The sequence below is a fragment of the Polynucleobacter sp. MWH-UH2A genome, from assembly GCF_018687195.1.
GTDB lineage: Bacteria > Pseudomonadota > Gammaproteobacteria > Burkholderiales > Burkholderiaceae > Polynucleobacter.
On sequence record NZ_CP061321.1, the window covers coordinates 652,108 to 674,422 of the forward strand.

Annotated in this window: 17 protein-coding genes and 1 tRNA gene; 11 read left to right on the top strand and 7 right to left on the bottom strand. The window is 46.2% G+C overall.

The genetic code is table 11. The features are described from left to right. The first annotated feature begins 6 nt into the window (after positions 1–6). From IC571_RS03605 to IC571_RS03620, 4 genes are read left to right on the top strand one after another with little or no spacing between them, the layout of a single operon-like run. Entirely contained in the window at positions 7–1,164 is a 1,158-nt protein-coding gene (locus IC571_RS03605; protein ID WP_215317461.1) for an efflux RND transporter periplasmic adaptor subunit, read from the top strand. Then, positions 1,164–4,292: an efflux RND transporter permease subunit gene (locus IC571_RS03610; protein WP_215317462.1), complete on the top strand. Its 3,129-nt coding sequence runs from the start codon at positions 1,164–1,166 to the stop codon at positions 4,290–4,292. Before IC571_RS03605 ends, IC571_RS03610 begins: the two co-directional genes overlap by 1 nt. Beyond that, positions 4,289–5,518 (top strand): TolC family protein, encoded by a 1,230-nt coding sequence (locus tag IC571_RS03615; RefSeq protein ID WP_215317463.1) that lies wholly within the window; start codon positions 4,289–4,291, stop codon positions 5,516–5,518. The genes IC571_RS03610 and IC571_RS03615 overlap by 4 nt, the downstream gene beginning before the upstream one ends. Continuing rightward, positions 5,518–5,871, top strand: a complete 354-nt coding sequence (locus IC571_RS03620; RefSeq protein ID WP_215317464.1) for a hypothetical protein — start codon at positions 5,518–5,520, stop codon at positions 5,869–5,871. The genes IC571_RS03615 and IC571_RS03620 overlap by 1 nt, the downstream gene beginning before the upstream one ends. 142 nt (positions 5,872–6,013) lie before the next feature. On the opposite strand, the gene IC571_RS03625 is transcribed toward IC571_RS03620, so the two are convergent. The 3 genes from IC571_RS03625 to tsaE form a co-directional block, all read right to left on the bottom strand. Then, positions 6,014–6,089: transfer RNA gene (locus tag IC571_RS03625), tRNA-Lys, on the bottom strand. An 87-nt stretch (positions 6,090–6,176) separates the two neighbouring features. Then, entirely contained in the window at positions 6,177–7,529 is a 1,353-nt protein-coding gene (locus tag IC571_RS03630; RefSeq protein ID WP_215317465.1) for an N-acetylmuramoyl-L-alanine amidase, read from the bottom strand. Positions 7,530–7,536: 7 nt separating this feature from the next. Continuing rightward, on the bottom strand, positions 7,537–8,058 hold the full coding sequence (tsaE, locus tag IC571_RS03635) for a tRNA (adenosine(37)-N6)-threonylcarbamoyltransferase complex ATPase subunit type 1 TsaE (RefSeq protein WP_215317466.1): 522 nt from the start codon (positions 8,056–8,058) through the stop codon (positions 7,537–7,539). 43 nt (positions 8,059–8,101) lie between these two features. Here tsaE and queG point away from each other — a divergent pair, with 43 nt between their 5' ends. Genes queG through IC571_RS03650 form a run of 3 tightly spaced genes read left to right on the top strand, consistent with a single transcriptional unit; the run spans position 8,102 to position 10,366 of the window. After that, entirely contained in the window at positions 8,102–9,235 is a 1,134-nt protein-coding gene (gene queG / locus IC571_RS03640) for a tRNA epoxyqueuosine(34) reductase QueG (protein ID WP_215317467.1), read from the top strand. Between the two features lie 22 nt (positions 9,236–9,257). Then, the gene (locus tag IC571_RS03645; protein WP_215317468.1) at positions 9,258–10,007 is read left to right on the top strand and encodes an AzlC family ABC transporter permease; all 750 of its coding nucleotides are present in this window, start codon (positions 9,258–9,260) and stop codon (positions 10,005–10,007) included. Further along, positions 10,007–10,366 carry an AzlD domain-containing protein gene (locus IC571_RS03650; RefSeq protein ID WP_215317469.1) on the top strand — a complete coding sequence of 120 codons (360 nt, stop codon included), beginning with the start codon at positions 10,007–10,009 and terminating at the stop codon, positions 10,364–10,366. The genes IC571_RS03645 and IC571_RS03650 overlap by 1 nt, the downstream gene beginning before the upstream one ends. 16 nt (positions 10,367–10,382) lie before the next feature. Here the strand turns inward: IC571_RS03650 and IC571_RS03655 are convergent, their stop codons facing one another. Next, the gene (locus IC571_RS03655; RefSeq protein WP_215317470.1) at positions 10,383–13,463 is read right to left on the bottom strand and encodes an FAD-binding and (Fe-S)-binding domain-containing protein; all 3,081 of its coding nucleotides are present in this window, start codon (positions 13,461–13,463) and stop codon (positions 10,383–10,385) included. Then, the gene (locus IC571_RS03660) at positions 13,460–14,143 is read right to left on the bottom strand and encodes a GntR family transcriptional regulator (protein ID WP_215317471.1); all 684 of its coding nucleotides are present in this window, start codon (positions 14,141–14,143) and stop codon (positions 13,460–13,462) included. The genes IC571_RS03655 and IC571_RS03660 overlap by 4 nt, the downstream gene beginning before the upstream one ends. A gap of 200 nt (positions 14,144–14,343) precedes the next feature. Here IC571_RS03660 and IC571_RS03665 point away from each other — a divergent pair, with 200 nt between their 5' ends. The 3 genes from IC571_RS03665 to IC571_RS03675 all read left to right on the top strand — a co-directional run bounded on the left by IC571_RS03665 (position 14,344) and on the right by IC571_RS03675 (position 17,488). Further along, entirely contained in the window at positions 14,344–15,528 is a 1,185-nt protein-coding gene (locus tag IC571_RS03665; RefSeq protein ID WP_215317472.1) for an alanine--glyoxylate aminotransferase family protein, read from the top strand. A 145-nt stretch (positions 15,529–15,673) separates the two neighbouring features. After that, complete coding sequence (locus IC571_RS03670) at positions 15,674–16,078, top strand: heme-binding protein (protein ID WP_215317799.1); 405 nt, start codon at positions 15,674–15,676, stop codon at positions 16,076–16,078. Between the two features lie 6 nt (positions 16,079–16,084). After that, positions 16,085–17,488, top strand: a complete 1,404-nt coding sequence (locus IC571_RS03675) for a DEAD/DEAH box helicase (RefSeq protein WP_215317473.1) — start codon at positions 16,085–16,087, stop codon at positions 17,486–17,488. Between the two features lie 40 nt (positions 17,489–17,528). Here the strand turns inward: IC571_RS03675 and IC571_RS03680 are convergent, their stop codons facing one another. After that, on the bottom strand, positions 17,529–17,708 hold the full coding sequence (locus IC571_RS03680; RefSeq protein ID WP_215317474.1) for a hypothetical protein: 180 nt from the start codon (positions 17,706–17,708) through the stop codon (positions 17,529–17,531). 20 nt (positions 17,709–17,728) lie between these two features. Next, the gene (gene gluQRS / locus IC571_RS03685; RefSeq protein WP_215317475.1) at positions 17,729–18,694 is read right to left on the bottom strand and encodes a tRNA glutamyl-Q(34) synthetase GluQRS; all 966 of its coding nucleotides are present in this window, start codon (positions 18,692–18,694) and stop codon (positions 17,729–17,731) included. A 3-nt stretch (positions 18,695–18,697) separates the two neighbouring features. On the opposite strand from gluQRS, the gene dnaE reads away from it, so the two are divergent. Then, positions 18,698–22,315 (top strand): DNA polymerase III subunit alpha, encoded by a 3,618-nt coding sequence (dnaE, locus tag IC571_RS03690; protein ID WP_215317476.1) that lies wholly within the window; start codon positions 18,698–18,700, stop codon positions 22,313–22,315.

Genomic DNA, 22,315 nt, shown 5'->3' on the forward strand with positions numbered 1-22,315 from the left:
TTTTGCGTGAGTTCTTCGCGCTATCTGAGTTTCTATTCAGCATTTTTAGAGGTTGCTATGTATCAATTCCGATTTATTTGCATTTTTTCTGTTGCCATCATTTGTAGCAAGTATGTTTTTGCTGCAGAATTTTCACCCAAATCATTGGCTATAAATTCTAGCCAGCAGGCCGTGATGGGTGTAAATTTTGTCCAGGCTATTCCTGTGGATTCAGGTTCTGTGCTGGTTAGCGCATCTGTGACTGTGCCGCCAGAAAAGCAAGCGATCCTTTCTGCTCCATATCCTGGCCAGCTGAGCCAAATGGTTGTAGGCGTCGGTGATCAAGTGAAGGTGGGCTCTCCGTTGGCTTATTTCACAAGTCCGCAGATGGGTGATTCTAGGCAAAAATTATTAGAAGCAACATCGGATGCTCGCCTAGCTAAAGAAGCCTTGGTTCGAGATAACGAGCTATTTAAGGAAGGCATCATTCCTCAATCTCGACTCAACATCACAAAAGCAAAAGCAGAAAATGCAAACGCTATGTTAATGGCGAGGCAATCTGAATTAAAAGCTGCGGGCATCAACTTTGAGGATCCAAAGAACAAGGATGCATTTAATTCATACGCTACTGGTGCTCTAAAGTCGCCTATCCAAGGCACAGTAGTCGAGGCTTATAACTTAATTGGGCAACGGGTCGATACTGGGACATTGCTTTTTAGGATCGCCGATATATCCACTCTGAACTTGGAGATTAATACATCCGGTTTTAAATCGATGGGAATTCAGCCTGGTGATGAGATTGTGATTGCCTCGCGTAATGCCAAAGCAAAAGTAACCGGTGTCTCCCGGGCCGTGAGTGCATCTCAGTCTGCTAGGGTAAGAGCATTGGTGGAAGAGCGCGGCACGTTGCAAATGGGTGAGGTAGTTAACGCAACTATTCAAACCAAAATAAAGCCAAAAGGCCAGGACAAAACTTTATGGCAGGTGCCTTCTAGGGCGATTACAAGCTGGAAAGGTCAAAGTGCGATCTTTATGCTGACTAATACTGGCGTGGTTCTTCAGCCGGTATCTGTAATCTCCAGTGATGATGATCTGGCTTCGATTCAGGCGCCGCTGTCTAGCGGGGTCAAGGTAGCAGTCACGGGCATTGCATCGTTAAAAGCCTTAGCGCAAAAGGACGAGTAATGTTTACTAAAGTGATTGATGCTAGTTTGCATTTCCGCAAGCTCGTATTGGCTATGGCAATTGCATTGGTACTTTTTGGTATCAACGCATGGCTGACTCTGCCAATTGATGCATTTCCTGACATCTCTCCTACCCAGGTCAAAATCATTCTGAAGATTCCTGGAATGACGCCTGAGGAAGTTGAGCAAAGAGTAGTGCGCCCAATTGAAATCGAGATGCTGAGTATTCCCAAAAAGCGTATTGTCAGATCCGTTTCTAAGTATGGTATCGCGGATATCACAATCGATTTTGACGATGGTACTGATATCTATTGGGCTCGCCAGCAAATTTCTGAACGTCTGAACGCTTTTACAAAAGACCTTCCGCCTGGCGCAACAGGAGGATTAGCTCCGATCACCACCCCATTAAGTGAAATCTATATGTTCACTTTAGAGGGTGAGGGTTTTAGTTTGAGAGATAAGCGTACCGTACTGGATTGGACGATTCGTCCCGAGCTGCGAACTATCCCTGGGGTTGCTGAGGTGAATGTTTTGGGGGGCGAGATTTTGACTTATGAAGTCATCCCTGACCCTGCTCGTTTAGCAGCTCGTGGTATCACTATGGCTGATCTACACAAAGCTGTTATGACCAACAATAGTAATGATGGAGCTGGTCGAATTGATCAGGGCGAGGAAACTCTGGTTGTCCGAGTCGAAGGCGCAGTAAAAAAACTGGATGACGTAAAAAAGATTCAGATCCCAAAAACCAGTGGCGGGTCTGTCATGCTTGATGAGGTAGCTACAGTTCATTACGGATCAGCGACTCGGTATGGGGCTGTTACTAAAGATGGCAAAGGTGAGGCAGTAGAGGGATTAGTTCTTGGGTTGCGTGGAGCAAATGCACGTCTACTAGTAGATTCTATTGAAGAAAAGTTAAAGGAAATTTCCCCAAGACTGCCAAAAGGCATGACGGTTAATACTTTCTATAATCGTGGTGAGCTTGTTTCACGAGCAGCTGGAACCGTTACTAAAGCTCTACTAGAAGCAACAGTATTGGTATGCATTACTTTGTATTTATTTTTAGGTGGTTATCGTGCTGCACTTGTTGTGGCTGCTGTATTGCCTTTATCAATCCTTTCTACTTTCATATTGATGAAGGCTTTTGGCCTGACTGCAAACCTCATGAGTTTAGGAGGCCTTGCTATCGCAATTGGCATGTTAGTTGATGCCGCAGTAGTCGTTGTTGAAAATGTAGAAACGGCATTTGGAGACCCCAATACATCCGATGCTCTCACAAAAACAGACATTATTTCTGTTGCTACTCATGAAGTGGTAAAGCCAGTAGTTGCTGGTGTATTCATCATCGCTGTTGTCTTCTTGCCTCTACTGAGCCTTGAGGGATTAGAGGGAAAATTATTTTCTCCTGTGGCTTTAACTATCGTGATGGCACTGGGTTCATCTTTATTGATTGCATTTACGGTTATTCCTGCTTTGGCCTCTTTTGTTCTAGAGCGTAAGGCTGATGAAGAAACTAGGTTTATGAGAAGAATTTCGGAAAAATATATCGAATGGCGAAATCAGATCTGGGGTAACACTAGGTGGCTATATAGGGGGTCTGGAATTGGACTGGTAGTTATGGTCCTGCTTTATATGATTGTCGGCAAAACCTTTATGCCAACGCTAGATGAAGGCGATATTTTGGTTCAGCTGCAAAAGCTTCCATCAATTTCCTTGCAAGAGTCACTCATGATTGATTCGCGAGTGGAGCAACTATTCTTGAAAGATGTTCCAGAAATCAAATCGATTGTTGCTAGAGCTGGATCAGATGACTTGGGATTGGATCCCATGGGATTGAATGAGACGGATATGTTTTTGGTGCTTAAGCCTAAGAGTGAGTGGGATGGAAATAAGGACGATATTGCCAATAAATTAAGACAAGCTCTTGAGAACTTTCCAGGGCTTGTTTATGGCTTTACGCAGCCCATTGAGATGCGAGTTTCAGAAATGCTCACGGGCACTCGCGGCGATGTCGCCATCAAAATCTTTGGCGGTGACTTGGCGGAAATTAATAAAGCCGCTCAGGCTATTGCAAGTGCCGCCCGAAATGTCAAGGGTGCGGCCGAAGTGATCGCCCCTCGGGCTGAGGGTATGCAATATTTGAGTTTAAAGATTAATCGTACCGTTACTGGCCAAGCTGGATTTTCGATTGAAGACTTACAGCAAAGATTGCGTAACCAAATTGAAGGTGAAAATCTTGGCGTTGTTTTAGATGGCGTAATCAGGACCCCACTAGTTTTGAGGGGTAATGACTATATTCGTACTAGTCCTGAAGCGTTTGGCGATCTCTTTATTTCAGCGCCCGATGGAAGGGCCTGGCCAATATCATCGTTAGCTGAGATCAAGCAGATAGATGGCCCTATACGTATTGATCATGAGCAGTCCAGCCGATTTGCTAGTATTCAGGTATCTGTTGATGGTAGGGATTTGGCTGGATTTGTTAGGGATGCACAAGCTGCAGTGATAGCTCTCAATTTGCCAAAATCTTTAAATATTGTTTGGGGTGGTCAGTTTGAAAATCAACAGAGGGCTGCCGCGAGATTGGCGATTGTTATTCCGATTGCTTTGGGTTTAATTTTTGCAATTTTGATGATTACTTTTGGATCTGCTATCCAAGCCGGAATTATCTTCTTGAATATTCCATTTGCTTTGGTTGGGGGTGTTGTTGCATTAACCATATCAGGCCAATACCTATCTGTACCCGCATCCGTAGGATTTATTGCATTACTAGGTATCGCTGTATTAAATGGCGTAGTCATGGTGACTCACTTTAATGAGCGTTTAGCCAAAGGCGATTCCATGTCTGATGTAATCCATTTTGGCACTGAGAGGCGATTGCGTCCGGTCTTAATGACCGCGGTTATTACCGCTCTGGGGATGATTCCGTTGTTATTTGCTACAGGTCCAGGCTCTGAAATTCAGCGCCCATTGGCGATTGTTGTAGTTGGCGGGCTAATAAGCTCTACGTTATTGACGCTACTTTTATTGCCCAAGCTCTATGAGCGATTTGGAGCCTTGAAAAATTGGGATGAATTAAAGCGGGAGATTCATTTTGATCGTGCTGTGGAATTAATAAAAAGGATCAAAAAATGAAAAAATTGATCCTATTAATACCTTTACTTGCAATAGTTACTTCTGTTCATGCCATTAACTTACTGCCAACCGATGACCAGGTAAAAAATGCTCTGTATGCGAGTCCAAAAATTGGGGCGGCAGATGCTAGAAAAAGCTCGCTCAATTCAAAAGCAGACGCGATTGCTTCGGGTTCTCAAGAGTTTGTAGTCAGGGGCACTCGTCAAAATCGAAACGTTACCAATATCCCAGTTGCCACAACCTATCAGGAATACTGGGCTGGCATTGAGAGACCTATTCGCTTTTGGGGCAAAGGCGGCGTAGACGAAAAAATTTCAGACGCAACCAAAACATTTGCTGGAATTGAGTTTGCTGACACGATGCATGAAACCAGCAAAGATTTATTGGCAACCTGGTTCAATTATTTAAAGGCATTACAGTCTCGCATTGTTGCTGAAAAAAATAGTCAGTTAGGAGATCAAATCGGCAGAATCGCTCAAGTTCGATATAAGGTCGGGGATGTTGCAAGATTGGATGCTCAATTGGCAACAGCTGAGCAAGGTCGATTGAAGGCATTTCTTGAGCTTGCAAAGGCGCATGAGGGGGCAAGTGGCGAGGCTGTAACTCAGCGTTACCAAGGTATTGCATTGATCAAGAACTTTAAATGGGAAGCTATTCCCAATCTACAGACCAAAAAAGAGATATTGCGCCAGCAGTATTTAGAAAGAAGTCATGAGTTAAAGCTAGTCAAATCTGATGCAGAGCGTTTTGATCTACAAGCTAAACGAACAAGCTTGGATAGATTGCCGGACCCAACTATCGGAATCTACACCGCAAATGAATTTGGTGGTGCAGAAAGGATTAGTGGTTTGAGTCTATCTTTTCCTATATCCGGAAGTGCTCGTTTTTCAAATGCTGCCGCAGCTGCCTCTGAGGCTGAAGTTGCTCGTCAAAGAGTGTTGGATACGGAGCAGCGGATTAGTGTTGAGTTTGAGCGTCTTTGGTCTCAGATGATGAGTCGAAAGGTAGCAGCAGAAACATTGCTTGATTCAGCAAAGAGTCAAAATGATGCAGCACAAGCAGCAGAAAAGGCTTACGTATTGGGCGAAGGAACGATTGCAGATTTGATTGCTGCTAGGAAGGCTGCAAATGAAAACCAGTTATCTGCAGATTTAATGCGCTTGGATGCGCTTGAGTCGTACTATCGAATGCGTCTAGATTTACATGAGATTTGGGATTTTGATTGATGATTCAATATCTCATTTGTATTTTGCTATTTACGTTACCGACTAGCGGTAGAGCAGAGCTTTTGAGTCTGGACGATACGGGTGAGTTAGCGCTATCAACAGACTCAATAGAAATTAAGAATCGAAATGGCAAGAAGATAGTACAGGGTGTCGTTTATGGGCATGAGAATGGTGTTAAAAGAAATATGGCTCAATTTATCGTTACTTGTGGAAGTTTTGGAGGCTCTATTCAAATTAAGGGCTATGAGCAGGATACTCAAACGTGGATTGTTGACGGCACCAGCCGTGCTGACATCATTGGAAAGACCGCTTGCGGTCTACCAAAACCTAGTTTGGAAAAGCTAATTCGATAGCTTTAATAAGAATAAAGCTGACTTATTAAGTATCTCAAAATGTGCGATTGAATCGCCAACAGCAAACCCTTGTGTAGTAAGGGCCGTAATTTTTGGAGTTTTGTTAGGCTGAAGCGAATCGCCCGCAAAGCCTTATTCTATATGGTGGGTCGGGCGAGATTCGAACTCGCGACCAACGGATTAAAAGTCCGCTGCTCTACCGACTGAGCTACCGACCCAGTTAAGCCATAAATTATAGCAAGAAGTTCTTGGCTCTTCCTCGGTCTCGGGGCGTCTACCCTTGAGCCCTTGTGTTTACAAGATCGCTATGCGTTGCCCCGTCTGGCGACGGTTGGATTCTTCGCAAAATAGTCCTTAATTCCCTTCAAAATGGCATCGGCAATACGGTCTTGGTAGCCATCATCATTTAATTTGGATTCCTCTTGGGGATTGCTAATAAATGCAGTCTCTACGAGGATGGATGGAACGTCTGGCGCCTTAAGAACAGCAAAACCCGCTTGCTCAACCTTGCCTTTGTGTAAGGGCGCAAATCCACCAATTTGTTTTAAGACGGAATTGCCAACTTGTAAAGAATCTTTAATCTGAGCAGTGGTGGACATATCTAGTAGCAGGTTAGCCACTTGTCGATCTTGAACTTTGATGTTGATGCCACCAATCAAATCGGATGCATTTTCTTTATTCGCCATCCAGCGCGCCATGGTGCTACTAGCCCCCATCTGCGAGAGAGCGAAAACCGAAGCCCCTTTTGCATGCGGCTGAATAAATGCATCTGCATGTATGGATACAAATAAATCTGCCTCAACTCTTCTGGCTTTCTGGACACGGGTATGTAGTGGCACAAAGTAGTCGCCATCTCGGGTTAAGAAAGGGCGCATGTAGGATTCATTTTCAATCTTGTCGCGTAAACGCTTAGCAATCGACAAAACGACATGCTTCTCTTTGGATCCTAAAGAGCCAATAGCTCCAGGATCTTCGCCGCCATGGCCAGGATCGATAGCAATCGTTATTAAACGCTTATATTTGGAAGGGGCGGCAGCTTCCTTCGTCTCCGGGATGGCTTGAACGACTGGGCCAGAGGGGCCTTTTGCTACTTCTTTATCTTTCTTGGTTGCAAATTGCGCAATCAAATCGACTTCTTCATTTGATTTGGCCAAAGCCGTTTCTTTGCGGGCGCTATTTTTCACTAACTCCATTAGTGGGTCGGGTGGGGTGCTTGGGTATAAGTCAAACACCATACGGTAGTTATATTCACCAACGGGATCTAATGTGAAGAGCTGTGGCTTGATGGGTTCTTTTAAGTCAAATACCAAACGCACAATGCCAGGCTGAAATTGGCCAACCCGAATTTGCGAGACATAAGGGTCATTCGGTTTCACTTTGGCAACGAGATCTTTGAGTGTTGGGTTGAGCTCCAATCCTTGAACATCAACCACCAAACGATCAGGGTTGGTCAGAATCTGCTGTGTGATCGGTAAGGGCGTATCAGACTCAAGCGTAATACGCGTGTAGTCTTCAGAAGGCCAAACGCGCACCCCTAAAATCTTGGCGCCCCAAGCAAGATCGAGCTCGCCCAGTAGCAGCGCAAAGCCAAGCGCTTTCAAGGATGACTTGAGATGACGCCTTCTAGTAAGACTTGTCTGTGTCTTTGGCTTATTCATAGATTAATTAGGCAATGCTCTTCAATAGAGTTAAACCTTGCTTTGATAAAGCGTTGATCTTGACTGTGCGTTCATTCTCATTTGCACCAGCCTCAAGCGCAATCTCAATATCAAATGGGGGTAAGGTGCCTTCTGCTTTCTCTGGCCACTCAATTAAGCAAAACCCGGGTGCATCAAAGTATTCCGCAAACCCTGCTTCTTGCCACTCCAATGGATCACGCATGCGATAGAGATCGAAGTGATGTGCGGAGTATGGGGTGTTGTTAGTTTGAAGTGCGTAGGGCTCACAAAGGGTGTAGGTAGGACTCTTCACTTTGCCCGCATAGCCTAGACCTTGAATAAGGTATCGAGCAAAGGTAGTTTTACCTGCCCCTAAATCACCCTCAAGCGCTATATTGAGATGGCTGCCAGGGTTTTGCTCAAGCCCTTTACGAATACTGGCGGCAATGCCTTGGGCGAGCTGAGCGGTATCCGCTTCCTGCCTACAATAATGTGTAATGGTGTCCAGTGGTTCTGGTATTTTGGCCATTGTTCTAGTTTATTTCAAATATTCGGCTACATTCTCTATTTATATGCCTTTATCTACTGATCCTTCAAGTCAAGCGTCAGGTCAAGCATCGTTCGAGGATGCTGTCTCACTGCGTTCATGGCTTGGAGCAAAGGCAGTGGAGTTGGGCTTTGGTGATCTACGGATTACCGATACGGTATTAGGCGACGCCAGCCAAAAACTCCAAGAATGGTTGGCAGAAGGGCGCCATGGGCACATGGACTACATGCAGCGTCATGCAGACTTACGAGCAAATCCTGGGCTATTGGTACCAGGTGCTCTCAGGGTTATCTGCGTTTCCATGAACTACCTTTCGCCTGACATCGATTTTGATGCCGAGTTGCAAGGCATAGAGACCCCAACAAAAGCTTCAGTCTCGATCTATGCTCGAGGCCGTGACTATCACAAGGTCTTGCGCAATCGTTTGCAAGAGTTCGCAAAAGCCATTGAAGAAAAAGTCGGCCCTTTTGGTTATCGTGTGTTCACGGATTCAGCGCCGTTGATGGAAGTGGAGCTTGCGCGCAAAGCAGGACTTGGCTGGCGAGGCAAGCACACGCTATTACTTAATCGAGAATCAGGATCCACCTTTTTCTTGGGTGAGGTCTTGGTCGATATTCCCTTACCGGTGGATGAGCCTCAAGAGGCACATTGCGGTACTTGTCAATCTTGTATTGATATTTGCCCAACGCAAGCGATTACTGCGCCATATCAGTTAGACGCGCGACGGTGCATTTCGTATTTGACGATTGAAAATCCTGAGGCGATTCCAATAGAGTTCCGCAGAGCAATGGGTAATCGTGTCTACGGTTGTGATGATTGCCAGCTCATTTGTCCATGGAATAAATTTGCAAAGCGTTCTCAACTTCCTGATTTTGCGCAACGTCATGGACTAGGTCATGCTAGCTTGTTACAACTCTGGTCATGGACTGAAGCAGAATTTAATCAGCGTCATGAGGGTAGTGCGATTCGACGTATTGGTTACTCTCGTTGGCGTCGTAATCTCGCTGTTGGCTTGGGCAATGCCTTATCTAGCCCTCAAGTAAGTAATGAAGATAAGCGATCCATACGTCAAGCCTTGCAAAATGCCATGGCTACTGCAGACCCTTTGGTGGCCGAACACATTGAGTGGGCTCTCTCAATTGAAACAAGCAAAGATTGAGCCCAGCTTTTACAATCACACCATGTCTTCCCATGAAACTCCTGTAGTGCAACGCTTCCAAAATCGTCAGGATGCATTTTGGTCGGGTATACGGGATGCAGCTGGTGCCCCAGCCATGGTTCTATTCGCGGGTATGGTGGGCTTTGGTGCGATGGGTAAGACCAACGGCTTTGATGTTTGGTTTACGAGCTTTACTACATTCTTTATGTTTGCCTTGCCAGGTCAAGTCGTGCTTTTAGAAATGGCAATCACTGGTTCTTCAGTATTGGCAATTGCCTTGGCAGTAACCTTGACTTCAACTCGCTTTGTCACGATGACAGTGACACTCTTTCCGCAGTTTCATCAAAAAGATCGTAATCGCAATCTATATGCCTCGGTGCATTTATTGGCAATGACGGCATGGGCTATCTCCATGAAGGAGTTTCATTCGATTGAGGTGAAACATCGCTTAAGTTACTTCGTGGGCTTAGGTTTGCTTTGCTGGTTGATTTCAATTCCGGGAACTATATTGGGTTTTTACTTGGCCGGCATGGTTCCACCAGCAGTAACTTTGGGCTTGGTGTTTATTAACCCATTGTTCTTCTTACTGACATTTACTGAAGTGAAGCCCTGGATTAATCGAATCGCTATTTGTATGGGCTGTATCTTTGGCCCGATCTTTTTCTTAATTGATCGTGATACCAGTCTGTTAACAGCAGGTTTGGTTGGCGGCACTCTAGCTTACTTTATCGACCGTAAGTTCTTGCGCAAGAGAGCAGGGGTGATCGGCTAATGAATGTGATTCATAACATGGCTGATGCGCTCTCAGGCTGGGGTTTATGGATCGCTTTAGTTGGCGCCTGTCTCGGTACGTACTTTTGCAGAGCTATTGGTGTCTTACTTTCTAATAGCATCAATCAAGACAGCGAGATCTTTCGTTGGCTCTCTGCAGTAACCTATACGATGGTTGCAGCATTAACTATTCGTTTGATTGTGATGCCATTAGGTTTAATGGCGACCGTGCCTTTATGGATCCGCATTTTGGTTTGCGTACTCAGTATTGGTGTGATGGTATCCAAGCCTACCAGGCGCTTAGTACCCGCTTTATTAACGGGTACCTTGCTCATGGTTGGTTATGGAGTAATCCGCTAACTTTTGATAAAAGTTTTTACTGAAGATGCGCTGCCAATATTTTGGCAATGTGTACCGCTTCTCTGTTAGCGCCATCTGCAATCTGATGGCGGCAACTAGTACCATCAGCAATCACCCAACTATCTGGTGATTTACGAATACTAGGTAATAAGCTAGCTTCAGCCATTTGTTTGGAAACGGCAATATGTTCTGCTTCATAGCCAAAGCTACCTGCCATGCCGCAACATGATGACTCAATCAGTTTGGGCTGTGCATTTGGAATGAGTTTAAGCAATTCCAGTGCTGGGGTAACCGCCGCAAACGATTTTTGATGACAGTGTCCATGAAAGAGTACTTCTTGGTTTGCCGCTTTTAAATTCAGCTTCAGATTTCCGGTTTTGACCTCACTTGCTAAAAATTCTTCTAGTAGTTGCGCTTGCTTGGATACGCGCACTGCTGACTCTCCAAGACCTATGACAAGTGCCTCATCCTTTAAGGTGAAAAGACAAGAGGGCTCTAAACCAATAATCGGAATGTTTTGCTCTGCATAGGGTGCCAAGTGATTTACCAGCTCACCTAATGTTGCTTTAGCTTGGTCTACCATGCCGGCAGCTAAATAGGTTCTGCCACAGCAAAACTCTTTAGAGCAGGTATTGGTGGTGGATGGATTACTGCTTTTGCTCTCGCATTTACCCTTATGAGGAATATGTACTCTGTAGCCACCAGCCTCTAGTACTTTGATGGCTGCCTGAAGATTCTCATCCTCAAAGTAAGCATTAAAGGTGTCTGCTAGCAATATAACCCCTTTACCTTCATTGCTCTGGCCAGCCAATTGCGCTGGGGTGTATTGATAAGTATGTGCAGTCTTCTGATTCCAAAAAGTATTGCTCTTCCAAATGGGTAGACTGCGTTGTGCAGAGATTCCCATGATCCACTCTTGTAGCTTAGCGATAGGCGCAAAGTGATTGCGTAGGTTGAGTAATGACGGCAGCAAAGGAATGCTGCTAATCGTGGCTGCATACTTCGGTAAATATGCCACTGCTAAATCGCGTAATGAGTGACCCACACGCTTTTTATAGGCTGATAAGAACTCAATCTTCATCTTCGCCATATCAACCCCAGTAGGGCATTCACGGCGACAGGCTTTGCAACTGACGCAAAGCTCCATGACCTCTTTAATGGCATCGCTACCTAAGGGTGAGCTCTCATCTTGCAGATCCAGTTGATTGGAAAGCGCTAAACGTAAGGTGTTGGCTCTACCACGTGTCAGGTGTTTCTCATCACGAGTCACGCGATAGCTAGGGCACATCACCTCAGCATCGAACTTACGGCAATGGCCATTGTTATTGCACATTTCTACTGCTTTGGCTAAACCTTGCGCAGGGTCGCCACCCGTACCGGGTGCGGTGGTTTCTTCTGTGATGGGATTATTTTGAACATTCCAGGCAGACCAGTCTAAAGCGGGCTGCAATGGAATGACCTTATAACTTGGTGGAAAGCGGAAATTGCTTGCATCATCCATCTTAGGTGGATCAACGATCTTGCCAGGATTAAATAATCCCTTTGGATCGAAGGCCCGTTTGATTTGTGCAAGTGCTTCGGTAATCTTCGGCCCAAATTGCCAAGAGATCCATTCACCACGACAGAGTCCATCACCATGCTCACCGCTGTATGCGCCTTTATATTTGCGCACCAGGGCTGAAGCTTCTTCTGCAATCGCGCGCATCTTCTGTGCGCCATCGCGACGCATATCCAAAATCGGGCGCACATGTAGTGTGCCAACAGAGGCATGGGCATACCAAGTACCACGTGATCCGTATTTCGAGAAAACGTCAGTCAAAGCCTGGGTATATTCCGCTAAGCTTTCTAGAGGTACAGCACAGTCTTCAATAAAGCTAACTGGCTTGCCATCGCCTTTCAGGCTCATCATGATGTTGAGGCCGGCCTTACGTACTTCCCAGAGATTTTTTTGCAATCCTGCATCAGGCATGGCAACAACAGTGCCAGGCAAGCCTAAGTCACCCATCAGTTCTTGAAGGGCTTTGAGTTTCTCAAGCAGAGGGGCATGGGCTTCGCCAGAAAACTCTACTAGGAGAATGGCTTCAGGAGTTGGCGCAGCAGGGTCAATGAGTGAAGTCTCAATAGTCTTCTTAAAGCTAGGGTTGCTGCGCGCCAAATCGATCATGGTGCGATCGACTAGTTCAACTGCGGTTGGTCCGAGTTTGACGATATGTTGGGCGCTATCCATTGCTTTATAAAAGCTAGCGAAGTTCACGATGCCAAGAACTTTGTGTTTTGGTAACAGCGCTAGCTGAAGTTTTAAGGATTTAAAATACGCCAGCGTGCCTTCACTACCCACCAGGAGATGTGCGAGATTGACGCTGCCATCTTGGGTGTAGGGAAGCTCACTTTGTGGATGGAAGATATCGAGGTTATAGCCAGCGACTCGTCTGAGTACTTTGGGAAAGTGGGTCTCGATTTCAGGTTGTAAGGTGTGGGCTAAGCCTTTAACAAAATCACCCAGCTGCTTAGCTACACCAGAACTATTGGCATAGTTGTCAAATTGCGCAACCTGACCATCCGCTAGCCAGGCATCAATACCCAATACGTTATGCACCATGTTGCCGTAGGCAATAGAACGACTGCCACAAGAGTTGTTGCCTGCCATACCACCAATGGTTGCTTGCGCAGCAGTGGAAACATCGACCGGATACCAGAGATTATGTTGCTTTAGCGAAGCATTTAAGTGATCGAGCACTATGCCAGGCTCTACTTCTGCATAGCCTTTATCGAGATTGAGATCGAGAATATTGCGGAAGTACTTGGTGTTATCAATAACTAATGCTGCGCCAGTAGTTTGGCCACATTGACTGGTGCCGCCACCGCGAGGTAGCACAGGCACTTTCATGTCAGCTGCAATTTGAATAGCGCTGGCGATATCTTCTGCTGTCTTTGGCACAAAGACTGCAATCGGCATGACTTGATAAATAGAGGCATCGGTTGCATAGCGACCGCGACTTGCGCTATCGGTCATCACTTCGCCAGAGGTTTCTTGACGCAAGCGCTTAGCCAGTAGCGCGGTATCCATCATGAGTTCTTTATGGAGGGGCTTATTCATGATTTGATTGCTTCCGCAGACCTTTCAGATTGAAGTAATTGCACGACTACATCGCGTTTGTTGTGAACGTGTTGCATCATGATCTTGCGCATGCGCTTACCATCTCTAGCCTTGAGTGCATCCAACATTTCTTGATGTTCTTCAACGGCTTTTTCCCACTTCACGCCATCTTGATTCGAGCGAAAGCGCAAGGCCTCAATGCGGGCATTGACTTGGGTAAATAATCGAGAGAGGACTGGATTATTTGCTGCTTGATTGATGAGGTGATGAATGCGTAGATTGAGCTGGTAGTAGCTCGATAAATCTCTGCGTGCATAGGAAGCCATCATTTCATATTGAAGGGCTTCTAATTCAGAGAGGGTGGTATTGCTAATATTGTTTGCTGCTAACTCTCCAGAGAAACCTTCGAGGTCCGCAATGACATCAAAGGTATGAATAACATCTTCAAGGGTGAGCTGTACAGCAATGGCACCACGATTGACGATGAGCTCAACCAAGCCATCTGCTGCCAAGCGACGAATCGCTTCCCGAATCGGTGTGCGTGAAACGTTCAGGCTTTCAGCCAACTCACGTTCATTGAGTTTGCTGCCAGGCGCAATCTTGCCTTCTACGAGCAAGGAACGGAGTTTCTGGAAGGTGGCTTCGTGAAGATTCTGGGAATTCAGCGTTTCGTTTGCCATGATTCTGGAATCCTAAATTTGTATACAAAATAGTCAATAAGTCATAATAAAGCATAAATAAGGCATATTTTGGTAATTAAAGCAAAATATTTTGTATACAAAATGGAAAATTCCCAAAAATTGGCATACACTACGTCAAAGTTCCTTTTTAAGTCCTTAAGTCCTTAAACCCATAAAACTGATCAATAGCGAGACAAACCATGTTGAAACTTGATAACCACGCATCAGGCCGCCATTTTTTACATATTCCTGGCCCAAGCCCTGTTCCATCCCGTGTGCTGCGTTCCATTAGCTACCAAACCATCGATCATCGCGGCCCTGAATTTGGCGCATTTGGTTTGCAGGTGCTTGAGGGTATCAAGAAGATTTTTAAAACTGAGCAACCTGTAATTATTTATTCCGCATCTGGCACTGGTTCATGGGAAGGCGCTTTAGTGAATGTGCTCAACCCTGGTGACAAGGTGCTCTTTTATGAAAGTGGTCAATTTGCAAACTTGTGGCGTGCATTAGCAAAGCGACTCGGTTTAGATGTTGAGGTAGTTGGAAAACCAGGTCAAGATACTTGGCGTTGGGGTGTAGACGCATCAGTGATTGAAGAGCGTTTACGTAAAGACACACAACATGAAATCAAAGCGGTTTGCGTAGTGCATAACGAAACCTCTACTGGTGTCACTTCTAATATTGCTGCAGTACGTAAAGCGATTGATGCTGCCAAGCATCCTGCCTTATTGCTGGTGGATAGCGTGTCTGGCTTGGGTTCAGCGGACTACGAGCACGATAAGTGGGGCGCAGACGTGACAGTGTCTGGCTCTCAGAAAGGCTTGATGTTGCCACCCGGTATTGGCTTTAACGCGTTATCGCCAAAGGCAATTGAGGCAAGTAAAAACAACAAGATGCATAAAGCGTATTGGGCTTGGGATGAAATTCTAGAGTCCAATAAAAATGGCTATTGGCCAACCACTCCAAGTACCAATCTGATGTATGGCTTACACGAAGCCATGGACATGATGATGGCTGAAGGTTTGGATAATATCTTTGCGCGTCATCAACGTTTAGCTGCTGCATGTCGTGAAGCAGTAAATGCTTGGGGCTTGGAAATTCAGTGTCAAGATAAAGATTGCTATTCACCTGTATTAACTTGTATTGCTGTGCCTGAAGGTATGGATGCAGATGTCTTACGTAAACATGCGCTTGAGAAATTCAACCTCTCATTGGGTACAGGACTTGGCAAGATTAAAGGCAAAGCATTCCGTATTGGTCACTTAGGCGACTGTAATGAGTTGAGCTTGATGGCGGCTTTGAGTGGCGTAGAAATGAGCTTGGGTGCAATGGGCTATAAGCCTAAGGCGAGCGGTGTAGTGGCTGCCCAGGAGTTCTTGAAGTAATCTCCTAAGCGTTAGAAATGCGGTGTAGCGGGGCTTGTAGGTTCGAGTCTGGCTACACCCTTTATAATTCAAGCACTTGTAAAGATGATATTTTCATCAAATAAAACAGATTCGAGACAAACGTATTTAAAAAGGATTCAACATGTTGGCAACTAAACCTTACCTCACACAAGCAGACGCGCAAAAGATTTTGGACGCTGCGAATGAACACGCTGCTGCAAATAATTGGGCAGTGACGATTGCGGTTTGTGATGATGGCGGTCATTTGTTGGGTTTAATTCGTCGCGACGGTTGTGCTCCTGTATCTACTTATATTGCGCAAGAGAAGGCACGTACTGCTGCAATGGGTAAACGCGAAAGCCGTGTTTACGAAGAAATTATTAACAATGGCCGTACTTCTTTCTTATCTGCTCCGCACATCGCTGGCATGTTAGAGGGTGGGGTCAACATCGAGGTAAATGGGTTTACCATCGGCGCAGTCGGCGTTTCCGGCGTTAAATCGACCGAAGATGCTGAGACCGCTAAGGCCGGCATCGCGGCCATTCTGTAAGTTACCTTGACAAATACTGCAACTGATAACAATTCATCTACAGGGTCTGGCGCGGCAACTGCTGCCAGCCCTACAGCAACAATCACTTTTGCTGATTTCGGTTTAGATCCGCTGATTCAAAAGGCGGTTGCCGAACAGGGTTATAACAACCCAACACCTATTCAAGCGCAATCAATCCCCCATGTATTGGCGGGCAGTGATTTGATGGGCGCGGCACAGACAGGCACTGGTAAGACGGCAGCCTTCGTCTTGCCAATTATTCAAAAGATTTTGCGTCACGCGAGCAATAGCGCGTCGCCAGCGCGTCACCCCATTCGTGCATTAGTGCTGACACCAACTCGTGAGTTGGCTGTACAGGTGGCAGATAACGCTGCAAGTTATTCCAAGCATACGGATTTACGCACTGCCGTGGTTTATGGTGGCGTGGATATGAAAGAGCAAGTACAAGTATTGCGTAATGGTGTAGAGATTCTGATTGCTACCCCTGGCCGCTTGCTAGATCACATTGGCTCTAAGGTAGCGAATTTGTCACAGGTAGAGTTACTGGTGTTAGATGAAGCAGACCGCATGCTCGATATGGGTTTCTTGCCTGACTTACAGCGCATCATTAATTTAATTCCGGCGCAACGCCAAACTTTATTATTTTCTGCAACCTTTTCGCCAGAGATTAAGAAGTTGGCACAAAGCTATTTGCGTTCTCCGGTAACGGTTGAGGTTGCCCGACAAAATGCCGCTGCCGATACAGTGAAGCAGGTAGTGCATTTAGTGTCTTCAATGGATAAGCAGCGTGCGATTGTGAAGGTCTTGGAGAATCGCACTCGCCAAGGCTTATCACGTCAGTGCATTATCTTTACCAATAGCCGCCTTGGCTGCGCTAAATTGGCGCGTGCCTTAGAGCGGGACGGGATTAAAGCAGGTGCGATCCATGGTGATAAGAGCCAGGGCGAACGCACCTTAACCTTGGAAGCATTTAAATCAGGCACTATCGAAGCTTTAGTAGCAACGGATGTGGCTGCACGTGGTTTGGATATTCCTGATATGCCATGCGTGATTAATCATGAGCTGCCATTTAATGCTGAGGACTTTATTCATCGCATTGGTCGTACCGGCCGTGCTGGCAGCAAAGGCGATGCTATTGCTTTAGTGGATGACAGTGAAAAGCGTTTGCTCGATGACATCGAGAAATTGATGAAACGCAAATTAGAAGTAGCCCCATTGCCTGATGTGAAATCCACTCCAGGACAAATCACTGACCCTTTCTTCTATAAGCCTTATGAACCCGGCGGTACACCAAAATCTGCGAATGTAGATTCAGCGCAAGCAGCTCAGTTGCCTGAAGCGAAAAGAGCAGGCATCACTCCTGCTAAGCCTGCGGTGGGCGCCTTACTTGGTGGCTTTAAGAAAAAATAGGCAGTGTAAAAATTTAAGACTTTGAATCATTGCTAACTGGTTAAGAATTTTTAGTTTTATTTTTTGCTCTAGCAATGTGCCCTAAGGCAGTTGCTAATTCGATATCATCACCATCAGCGATTACTTGATTTAAATATTCGGTGATCGCGCGTCTATTTCCCAGAAATCTAGCAATATTAAATTCAGTCAAATCATTAAGTTTTATTTTCTTGACGAGCATTGCAGATTTCAATTAATACCTCAATCGCATTTAAAGGTATTAATTTTCCAAGCTTTTGTGGCCGCTAACAACCACTCTGCAATAGTGGTATCCCCATCGGGCAAGTCACGCAAGCCAAGGTGTATTGCAGCTTTGCGAAGTTCAGCAAGGGCGCTTTGATCACTTTCAGTGTTGATTGAGCTGGCTAGCGTTTGTTTACTGAGCTTCTCACCATTGGCATCTAGCACCAAGGGAAGGTGGTGATAGCTTGGAGTTGAGTAGCCTAATTGATTCTGTAGAAAAATTTGTCTGGCGGTATTGTTCAGTAAGTCTTGGCCGCGAACAATATGGGTAATGCCTTGTTCTGCATCGTCAACAACGACTGCAAGTTGATAGGTAAATAAACCATCGTTTCTGCGCAATACAAAATCACCCACTTCCCGAGAGAGATCTTGGTGTTGTATGCCGAGAGAAAGATCTTCAAACTGAATCTGGCAGTTTTCAGGAAGAGCAATACGCCATGCTTTTTTGCTATCCGCTAACAAATCCTTGGCATAGGGCATTAGTTGTGAAGGCCTGCAAGTTCCTGGGTAGATCATTTCTTGATTGCGTGGAGTATGAATACCCATCGCCGCTAAGGTATTGGAAATGGTTTGTCTAGAACAGGTACATGCGTAGAGGCAAGCTAACGCGTTAAGGCGTCCAAAAGCGGCTTGATAGTGTTCCTGTCCTCTAGATTGATAACTCGGCTCCTCATCCCAAAAAAGACCACAAGCGTGCAATTGGGCTTGTATTTGCAGGTCAGCGCCTGGAATACATCTTGGGGTATCAATATCCTCGATGCGGAGGAGCCATTGACCCTCATTGGCACGGGCATCTAGCCAGCTCCCCAGGGCTGCAACTAGGGATCCAGCGTGGAGCGGCCCTGTTGGCGAAGGGGCAAATCGCCCGCGATAGCCGTCGGCTGGGGATGAGGGGTTTTTGAGCTTGGACACAGCTAAAATCATCTCATGGCTTCACCCCGTTTTGTACATCTTCGCGTTCATTCTGAGTTTTCCATTACGGATGGGACGGTGCGCATCGATGACGCGGTGTCTGCAGCAGTTAAAGATGAGATGGGCGCTCTGGCCATTACCGATCTCAGCAATTTATTTGGTCTGGTCCGTTTTTATACTGCTGCACGCTCTGGGGGTATTAAGCCCATCGCGGGTGCGGATGTGTGGGTAAGTAACCCACAAGATCCCGATCAGCCTCATCGATTACTCTTGCTGGTACAAAACCATTCTGGCTACTTAAATCTATGCCAACTTTTATCCAGGGCGTCCTTAGATAACCAAAATCGAGGCCGCGCTGAAATTGATTTGTCATGGTTTAGTGATCCTGCTGCAAAGGCAGAAGATAAGAATGCGAAGAAAACCTTGGCTTATGGATTGATTGCGCTGTCTGGTGCACGCATGGGTGAAGTGGGCAAAACTTTGCTAGCGGGGCAAGAAGAGCAGGCTAAAAAAGCGATTAAGCGCTTTGAAAAAATATTCCCCAACGCCTTTTATATGGAAGTGCAACGTGGCGGGCACCCACAAGATGAAAGGCAACTGCAACTAGCCTGTCATTTAGCCAATCAGTTGGATTTGCCGGTCGTGGCGACACACCCAGTGCAATTTATGCAAAAGAGCGATTTCATAGCACATGAAGCGCGGGTCTGTATTGCTGAGGGTGAGTTACTGGGCAATCCACGTCGTCAGAAGAAATTCAATGAAGAACAGTATTTCTTGACGCAAGAAGAAATGGAAAAGCGTTTCGCAGATTTGCCAGTCGCATTGGCGAATTCTGTAGAGATTGCGAAACGCTGTAATTTATCGCTGGTCTTGGGTCAGCCACGTTTGCCAGATTTTCCAACGCCACCCAGTATTACTCTTGATGAATATCTCTTGACGCAATCTGAGGCTGGTCTTGAGCGTCATATGGAACGTAACTTCCCTGATCCAGAAGAGCGTGCCAAAGAAATGCCACGCTATCGTGAGCGACTTGTGTTTGAGGCGAAGACGATTTCGCAAATGGGTTTCCCCGGCTACTTCCTGATTGTGGCGGACTTCATTAACTGGGCAAAAAATAATGGCGTACCAGTAGGACCTGGCCGCGGTTCTGGTGCGGGATCCTTGGTGGCGTACTCATTGGGTATTACCGATCTCGATCCACTGCGTTACAACTTACTCTTCGAACGCTTCCTTAATCCTGAACGCGTATCCATGCCTGACTTTGATATCGACTTCTGCCAGCATGGGCGCGATCGCGTTATTCAGTATGTGAAAGACAAGTACGGCAAGGACGCGGTGAGTCAGATTGCGACCTTCGGTACGATGGCGGCACGCGCGGCGATTCGAGATGTAGGGCGCGTCTTAGAGCAAGGCTATAACTTCGTTGATGGCATTGCTAAGCTAGTTCCAAATAAGCCTGGTCAATACATGACGATTGACATGGCGAAGAAGGAAGAGAAGCAATTAGCCGAACGCGAAAAGAATGAGGATGAAGTTCGTCAACTTCTATCGCTAGCAGAACAATTGGAAGGCATGACCCGTAACGTGGGTATGCATGCGGGTGGTGTGTTGATTGCGCCTGGACGCTTGACCGATTTTTGCCCACTCTATACACAAGAAACCAAAGATCAAGACAGTAGCTCTGTCATTAGTCAGTTTGATAAAGATGATGTTGAAGCCATAGGCTTGGTGAAGTTCGACTTCTTGGGATTAACCACGCTGACCATCTTGGCAGCAGCAGAGCGTTGGATTAAAGCTTTGCATGCAGATCGCAAGGATTGGAGTATTAGCGACATCCCGCTCGATGATGAGAAGGCTTTTGAGGTTTTAAAAAGAGCGAATACTGTCGCCGTGTTCCAGCTTGAAAGCCGCGGCATGCAAGGCATGCTACGTGAGGCTAAGCCAGACCGCTTTGAAGATATTATTGCTTTGGTAGCACTCTATCGTCCGGGTCCAATGGATTTGATCCCAGACTTTATTGAGCGTAAGCATGGTCGTCAAAAGGTAGAGTATCCAGATCCTCGGATTGAGCCTGTTTTGCGTGAGACTTACGGCATCATGGTCTACCAAGAGCAGGTGATGCAGATGGCGCAGACGATTGGTGGCTACTCGCTTGGTGGCGCCGATATGTTACGTCGTGCGATGGGCAAGAAAAAGCCAGAAGAAATGGCTCAACATCGCAAGATCTTTAGTGATGGTGCAAAAGCAGGTGGTATCTCTGAAGCCAAGGCGAATGAGATTTATGACTTGATGGAGCGTTTTGCAGGCTATGGATTTAATAAATCCCACGCTGCTGCTTATGCGCTATTGGCTTACCAAACTGCTTGGTTAAAAGCCTACTACCCAGCCGAATTTATGGCAGCCAACTTATCGCTAGCAATGGATGACACCGATAAGGTGAAGATTCTGTATGACGATTGCTTGGCAAACCAAATTCGGGTGTTCTCACCGGATATCAATACCGGGATTTATGAGTTCACGCCACTACGTGCGCCTGATGCCGCCCCAGATTCGCCGATTAACCATATTCGTTATGGTTTGGGAGCGGTGAGGGGTACAGGTGAAGCAGCGATTGAAGCTATCGTTAAAGCACGTGAAACGGGTGGCTCATTTAAGGACTTATTTGATTTTTGTGCTCGTGTAGATCGTAGGCAAGTAAACCGTAGAGCGATCGAAGCCCTCATGCGTGCTGGTGCTTTTGATAGTTTGTATCGTGATCAGGTTCCTGCTGGCGGAAACCTCTATGACATTCGTTCAACATTATTGGCTTCATTGGCCAGAGCGATTGAGGCAGCTGAACAGGCTGAAGCTTCAATTCATCAAGTGAGTTTGTTTGAGGTAGCTGGTGAAGATCATCGCCACCTTCCCGAGTTGGTGCGCGAGCCGATTTGGTCTGAGAAGAAGCGACTCCAGGAAGAAAAAACCGCTTTAGGCTTATGTCTCACGGGCCATATGTTTGACGCCTATCGTGAAGAGACGTCTCATTTCATTCGCCAGTCATTGGCTAAAGTTACTGAAGGTAAAGATCAATTGATTGCCGGCATTATTACTTCCGCTCGCATGTTAACTGGTCAGCGTGGCCGCATGATGATCGCAACCATTGATGATGGAACGGCTGCCTTAGAGATCACCTTGTATAGTGAAGTGTATGAGCCGAACCGCTCTTGGCTTAAAGAAGATGAGTTGTTGATTGCCAAAGTGAACGTCACACCCGATAAGTTCTCAGGTGGTATGCGCATTGTTTCTGAAGCAGTCATGGATATCACAGGCGCACGGATGCGATTTGCGCGCAATGTTCATGTCAATCTGGATCCTGCGGTCGATGTACGCATGTTGCGCAACCAAATTGGCCCATACTTGATGTCTAACCGTACGCGCGATCCAAAATTAGGCGCTCCAGGAGCAGTTAGTCCTAATGCTAATGATGGCGTCAAAGGTTTGATGCTGACTGCTGCGGTGACAACTAGCGGAGGCGCTTGCTTGGTACAGTTTCCGGAAGAGATGCGCATCTATCCTGATGATGCCTGCTTGCATAGCCTCAATCAATTATTAGGCGTCAAACAAAAAGACCCTGTTCAGGTTCAGTATCACTGA

Excerpts from the sequence above, each read along its gene's own strand:
- IC571_RS03655 (WP_215317470.1), bottom strand. The coding sequence starts at position 13,463 with ATGAATAAGCCCCTCCATAAAGAACTCATGATGGATACCGCGCTACTG.
- IC571_RS03650 (WP_215317469.1), top strand. The coding sequence starts at position 10,007 with ATGAATGTGATTCATAACATGGCTGATGCGCTCTCAGGCTGGGGTTTA.
- IC571_RS03620 (WP_215317464.1), top strand. The coding sequence starts at position 5,518 with ATGATTCAATATCTCATTTGTATTTTGCTATTTACGTTACCGACTAGC.
- gluQRS (WP_215317475.1), bottom strand. The coding sequence starts at position 18,694 with ATGATTTTAGCTGTGTCCAAGCTCAAAAACCCCTCATCCCCAGCCGAC.
- IC571_RS03665 (WP_215317472.1), top strand. The coding sequence starts at position 14,344 with ATGTTGAAACTTGATAACCACGCATCAGGCCGCCATTTTTTACATATT.
- IC571_RS03630 (WP_215317465.1), bottom strand. The coding sequence starts at position 7,529 with ATGAATAAGCCAAAGACACAGACAAGTCTTACTAGAAGGCGTCATCTC.
- IC571_RS03680 (WP_215317474.1), bottom strand. The coding sequence starts at position 17,708 with ATGCTCGTCAAGAAAATAAAACTTAATGATTTGACTGAATTTAATATT.
- queG (WP_215317467.1), top strand. The coding sequence starts at position 8,102 with ATGCCTTTATCTACTGATCCTTCAAGTCAAGCGTCAGGTCAAGCATCG.
- IC571_RS03615 (WP_215317463.1), top strand. The coding sequence starts at position 4,289 with ATGAAAAAATTGATCCTATTAATACCTTTACTTGCAATAGTTACTTCT.
- tsaE (WP_215317466.1), bottom strand. The coding sequence starts at position 8,058 with ATGGCCAAAATACCAGAACCACTGGACACCATTACACATTATTGTAGG.
- IC571_RS03660 (WP_215317471.1), bottom strand. The coding sequence starts at position 14,143 with ATGGCAAACGAAACGCTGAATTCCCAGAATCTTCACGAAGCCACCTTC.
- IC571_RS03645 (WP_215317468.1), top strand. The coding sequence starts at position 9,258 with ATGTCTTCCCATGAAACTCCTGTAGTGCAACGCTTCCAAAATCGTCAG.
- dnaE (WP_215317476.1), top strand. The coding sequence starts at position 18,698 with ATGGCTTCACCCCGTTTTGTACATCTTCGCGTTCATTCTGAGTTTTCC.
- IC571_RS03610 (WP_215317462.1), top strand. The coding sequence starts at position 1,164 with ATGTTTACTAAAGTGATTGATGCTAGTTTGCATTTCCGCAAGCTCGTA.